This is a genomic window from Streptomyces sp. ID05-39B (assembly GCF_033794725.1).
Lineage (GTDB): Bacteria > Actinomycetota > Actinomycetes > Streptomycetales > Streptomycetaceae > Streptomyces > Streptomyces bobili.
Map to the genome: position 1 here is coordinate 1 of NZ_JARGEF010000375.1, position 5,417 is coordinate 5,417.

The 5,417-nt window shown below is 73.6% G+C and carries 4 protein-coding genes; all 4 read right to left on the minus strand.

Going from position 1 to position 5,417, the window contains the following annotated elements; translation table 11 throughout:
- Positions 1–542 precede the first annotated feature (542 nt).
- Positions 543–1,622 (minus strand): Zn-dependent alcohol dehydrogenase, encoded by a 1,080-nt coding sequence (locus tag P1P75_RS39325; RefSeq protein ID WP_319264414.1) that lies wholly within the window; start codon positions 1,620–1,622, stop codon positions 543–545.
- 10 nt (positions 1,623–1,632) lie between these two features.
- A complete protein-coding gene (locus tag P1P75_RS39330) occupies positions 1,633–3,021 on the minus strand; it encodes an aldehyde dehydrogenase family protein (protein ID WP_319264416.1) in 1,389 nt (462 codons plus the stop codon).
- 311 nt (positions 3,022–3,332) lie between these two features.
- On the minus strand, positions 3,333–4,673 hold the full coding sequence (locus tag P1P75_RS39335; RefSeq protein ID WP_319264417.1) for an ABC transporter ATP-binding protein: 1,341 nt from the start codon (positions 4,671–4,673) through the stop codon (positions 3,333–3,335).
- A gap of 226 nt (positions 4,674–4,899) precedes the next feature.
- Positions 4,900–5,417, minus strand: a 518-nt coding sequence (locus P1P75_RS39340; protein ID WP_319264419.1) for a class F sortase, incomplete at its 5' end; no start/stop codon positions are given.

The window sequence follows — 5,417 nt, forward strand, 5'->3', positions numbered from 1 at the left end:
GTCCGGGGTCCGCCCGGCGCCACGGTCACCCGTGCATCCGCCCCCGTCACCTCGGCGCCTCGGGTCGAGGACGCCGAGGCGCCGAGGTGACGGGGGCGGATGCACGGGTGACCGTGGCGCCGGGCGGACCCCGGACAGCCGGGACAGCCGGGGACGGCCGGGACACCGGGACCCGGGGTGGCGGAGTCCCGGTCGCGGGCGGGGCCGGGACGGCGGAGTCGGCGCCTCGGGTCGAGGACACCGAGGCGCCGAGGCGCCGAGGTGACGGGGGCGGATGCACGGGTGACCGTGGCGCCGGGGGCGGACCCCCGACAGCCGGGGACGGCCGGGGACGGCCGACACCGGACCGCGGGCCGGGAGGCAGGCCGGCCGAGAACCCGACGCGAAGGGCGCATCCTCGGACGTCGGGACACCGAGGCCGCGGGGCCGCGACCCGGGAGAGTCCGCTCGCCCGCGCCGCGCCCCGGGAAGACCCCGGCGCCGCTCTGGCGGCGCCGGTCCCCCTGGGGCGGCCACCCGATGCCCCCTTGCCGCGACCGGTGTCAGAAGACGATCAGGGCCCGGCCGCCCTTGCCCGCCAGCATGTTGTCGAAGGCCGCCGGGATTCCTTCCAGGGCGATGCGTTCCGTGACCAGGGAGCCCAGGTCCAGGCGGCCGGCGCGGACGTGTCCGGCCAGCACCGGGAGGTCGCGGGCCGGGTCGCAGTTGCCGTAGACGCAGCCGGAGAGGGTGCGGCCCCAGTGGAAGAGTTCCAGGGCGTTGAAGGTGACCTGCTGGTCCTTGCCGCCGATGCCGACGACCGTGGTGCGGCCGCCGCGGCGGGTGGACTCCCAGGCCGTGCGGATGGTGACCGCGCGGCCCACGCACTCCACCGCGACGTCGACGCCCTGCCTGCCGGTGAGGGCTCGGATCTCGCGGGCGGTGTTCTCCGAGGCGACGACGTACTCAGTGGCGCCCGCAGCGCGGGCCAGTTCCTCCTTCTCCGGGGAGACGTCGACGGCGACGATCGTCGAGGCGCCCGCGATCCGGGCCGCCTGGAGGGCGGAGAGGCCGACCCCGCCGACGCCGAACACGGCGACCGTCTCGCCGGGCCGGACCTGGGCCGCGTGGTGGACGGCGCCGTAGCCGGTGAGGACCGCGCAGCCGAGGAGGGCCGCGTCGGTGAGCGGGATGCCGTCGGGCAGCGGCAGCGTGCAGGAGACGGGGACGACGGTCTCCTCGGCGAACGCGGCGACGTTCAGGCCGGGGTGGAGATCGGTGCCGTCGGCGCTGCGGGCGTACACGTCGGCGGAGCCGCTGAGCGCGTTGACGCACAGCCAGACCTCGCCGAGCGAGCAGGCGTGACAACTGCCGCAGGAAGGCGCCCAGTTGAGGACGACGTTGGCGCCGGGCGCGAGGCCCGTGACGCCCTCACCGACGGACACGACCGTGCCCGCGCCCTCGTGGCCGAGGACGGCCGGGACGGGTACGCGCATGGTGCCGTCGGACAGGGACAGGTCGGAGTGGCAGACCCCGGCGGCGGCGAGCCGCACCCGCACCTGACCGGGCCCGGGGTCGGGAAGCTCGATCTCGGTGATCTCCAGAGGGGCGCCCACGGCGGGAAGGACGGCGGCACGGACCACGGGAAACTCCTCAGAACTGAAGGGACTTGGTCTGGAGGTACTCGGCGAGACCGTGCGCGCCGAGTTCCCGGCCGACGCCCGACTGCTTGTATCCGCCGAAGGGGGCGAGGGGATTGAAGCGGCCGCCGTTGATGTCGACCTGCCCGGTGTCCATCCGGCGGGCGAAGGCCACCGCCTCCGCCTCCTCACCGGCCCAGACGGCGCCGGCCAGGCCGTAGACCGTGCCGTTGGCGATGCGCAGGGCGTCCTCCTCGTCCTCGTAGCGCAGGATCGACAGGACGGGGCCGAAGATCTCCTCCTGGGCGATCGTCATCTCCGGGGTGACGTCGGCGAAGACGGTCGGGCTGACGAACCAGCCGCGCTCGTGCGGGGTTTCGGTGCCTCCCGCGACGAGACGGGCGCCTTCGGCGACGCCCTGCTCGATGTAACCGCGTACACGGGCTTGCTGCTTGGCGTTGACGACGGGGCCGATGCGGTCGCCGTACTTGGCGGCGGCCGTCGCGGCCAGCTCGACCGCCTCGTCGTAGCGCTCCCGATGGACCAGCATCCGGGTCCAGGCGCTGCAAGTCTGGCCGGAGTTGGACATCACGTTGGCGACGCCGACGTTGACCGCGCGGGCGAGGTCGGCGCTGGGCAGGATGACGTTGGCGGACTTGCCGCCGAGTTCGAGGGCGACCTTCTTGATCGCGGCCGCGGCCGTCGCGGCGACCTGCCTGCCCACGGCGGTGGAGCCGGTGAAGGAGACCAGGTCGACGCCGGGGTGCTCGGCGAGTGCCTGCCCGGCGACCGGGCCGAGGCCGGTGACAAGGTTGAGGACACCGGCCGGGAAGCCGGCCTCGTGGACGGCCTCGGCGAAGAGCTGCGCGACGAGCGGGGTGTCCTCGGCGGGCTTGAGCACGACCGTGCAGCCGGCGGCGAGCGCCGGGGCGGCCTTGGCGACGATCTGGTGCAGCGGGTAGTTCCAGGGCGTGATGGCGCCGACCACGCCGACCGGCTCGTGATGGACGACCGAGTTGCCGACCTTCTCCTCGAAGGAGTGGGTGGCGGCGAGTTCGGCGTAGGAGCCGGCGACCGCGATCGGGACGGCCGCGTGGACCGCCTGGGAGAAGGGCAGTGGGGAGCCGAGTTCGGCGGTGACCGTCTCGGCGATCTCGTCCTTTCGGGCGGCCAGCACGTCACGCAGGGCGGTCAGTCGCGCGGCGCGCTCGGCGGGCGGTGTCGCCGCCCAGCCCGGGAGGGCGGCGCGGGCGGCCCGTACGGCCGCGTCGACGTCCTCGGGTCCGGCGGCCGGGACCCGGCCGATGATCTGCTCGTCCGCCGGGTTGACGACCTCGATCACGTCCTGCCCGGCGGCGGGGCGCCAGGCGCCGTCGAGGTAGATGCCGTCGTGTGCCTTCATCGGGTTCCCTCCGGGGCGGTCGTCGTCGTCCGCACCCTAAACTAGCGCCGATAGTTTTCCGGCACCAGGGGCGTCCGCCGTAAGACCGAGCGGCACATGGAGGGGGCGGCGTCGCGGGGCTGGGCACGCACTCCCCCACTCCCTCAAGGGCGTGGCGGACCCCCAGCCGCGTTGTCGTCAATCACCATGGCTCCGCCATGCCTCGATCCTCCGCCTTGCAGCGGCACGCACCCAGCCCCGCTCCTTCTCCCGCACCTCGTTTGCCGGTCGGCCCGAGCCGCACCACTCTGGCACGGGAGCCGTCGTGGGCGTCACTCGTCGAGGTCGGGCAGCCGGTCCGGGGCCGGGGAGATCCGGTCGCCGTGCTGGTCGAAGACGAACAGGTGGGCGACGTCGACGAGGAGCGGGACGTGCATGCCGTACCGCAGGTCGAAGTCGGGGGTGGTCCGCACCACGAGGTCGCCGGGCTGACGGCCGTCCGGGGCGGCTACCGCGGGAGGCTGCTCGGCGGGCTCGTCCAGCACCACGACGGGCCCGGCCCGCAGGCTGCCGGCCCGCGCCCGCAGCCGGTCCATGACCCTGGTCTCCCGCCTGCGCCGCCGGGCCGGCCGGGCCTGCGGGCGCGGTGCCTCCAGGTCCGGTACGACGGCGGGGCGCGAGCCCGTGTTGAAGTGCACGAGCACCTCGTGCCCCTGGAACTCGACGTGCTCCACCAGGCCGGTGATGTGCGTCTCGCCGGGACGCGCCTCGGCGAGGCCGCCGATGCGGACGGCCTCGGACCGCAGACCGACGATCACCTCACGGCCCTGCTGCACCCGCAGCAGGTTGTGGTCCAGGGACAGCGGTTCGGGCAGCCGCAGGGCCTGCTTGCCGAGGCTGATCGTCATCGCCCCGTCGAGCGGGGCCCGCACCACGCCGCGCAGCAGGTTGATGCGGGGCGTGCCGATGAAAGCGGCTACGAAGACGTTGCGGGGCAGGGCGTAGACCGAGCGGGGCGTGTCCACCTGCTGCAGGACACCGCCGCGCAGGACCGCGACCCGGTCACCGAGGGACATGGCCTCGGCCTGGTCGTGCGTGACGTACACAGTGGTGACGCCCAACTTGCGGGTCAGCGAGGCTATTTCGGCCCGCAACCGGTTACGGAGCTTTGCGTCCAGGTTGGACAGCGGTTCGTCCATCAGGAAGGCGGACGGATGGCGGGCGATGGCCCGGCCCATGGCGACACGCTGGCGCTCGCCGCCGGAGAGCTGGCCGGGGTAGCGGTCGAGGAGGTCCTCGATGCCGAGCATCCGGGCGGTGGCGTCCACGCGGGGGCCCGGGTCGGTGCTGGGTGCCTCGATGCGCAGCGGGAACCCGATGTTGTCGCGCCCGGTCATGGTCGGGTAGAGGGCGAAGTTCTGGAAGACCATCGCGATGTCCCGGCCGGACGGCGGCAGATCGTTGGCGTACTCCCCGTCGAGCAGCAACTGCCCGTCCGTGATCTCCTCCAGCCCTGCGATCATCCGCAGCACGGTGGACTTGCCGCAGCCGGAGGGCCCGAGCATCACCAGGAACTCGCCGGGCGCGATGTCCAGCGACAACCGGTCCACCACACGGGCGCCGCTCGCGTAGTAGACCTTGCTCACGTCGTGCAGGGAGATGGCGCGTGTCATGACAGGGGTCCCCGGAGGCTCACGGGTCCGCCCGCCGCCCCTCCCGTCCTGGTCGGGACGGTACGGGCGCCGGGCGGACCCTGGGCGCGTGTGCTCGACAGCCTCCAAAGGGTCGAACGAGGCTGTGAGTCACGGAAGTTAACGGACTGTGCGCGCCCGGGGAAGAGAACCGGCCAGATCCGTGGCTTTGCGGGGCGGGAAATCCTCGTACCGGGAGCCGCCCGGCTCAGCGTGGCGGGCCGGCCGGCTCGCGGATCTTGGTGAGGTGGGCGAAGACGACGAGGTTGCCCGAGTAGCCGGATCTGCGGTCGAAGGTGCCGCCGCAGGTGATGAGGCGCAGTTCGGGACGGCCCCGGTCGCCGTACACCTCCCGGTCGGGGAAGTGCGACTTCTCGTAGTTCTTGATGCGGTCGACCGTGTACACGGCGGTGCGTCCGTCGGCCCGTCGGATCTCGATGCGGCGGCCCCTCCCGAGTTCGGAGAGGCCGGAGAAGACGGCCGGTCCGGTGTCGGTGTCGAGGTGTCCGACGGCGACGGCGGTGCCCGGTCCGCCCGGGGACGGACCGGCCGCGTACCAGCCGACCAGGTTGGGATCGTCCTCTGAGGGCGCGGGCAGCCTGCGTCTGCCGTCCAGGCGGAGGTCCATGACCGGGGCGTCGAGGTCGAGGTAGGGGATCGCCAGCCGGGCGGCCCGCGAGCGCGGGAGGACGCGGGGGCCCTTGGCAGCACCCTGGGGAGTGGGAC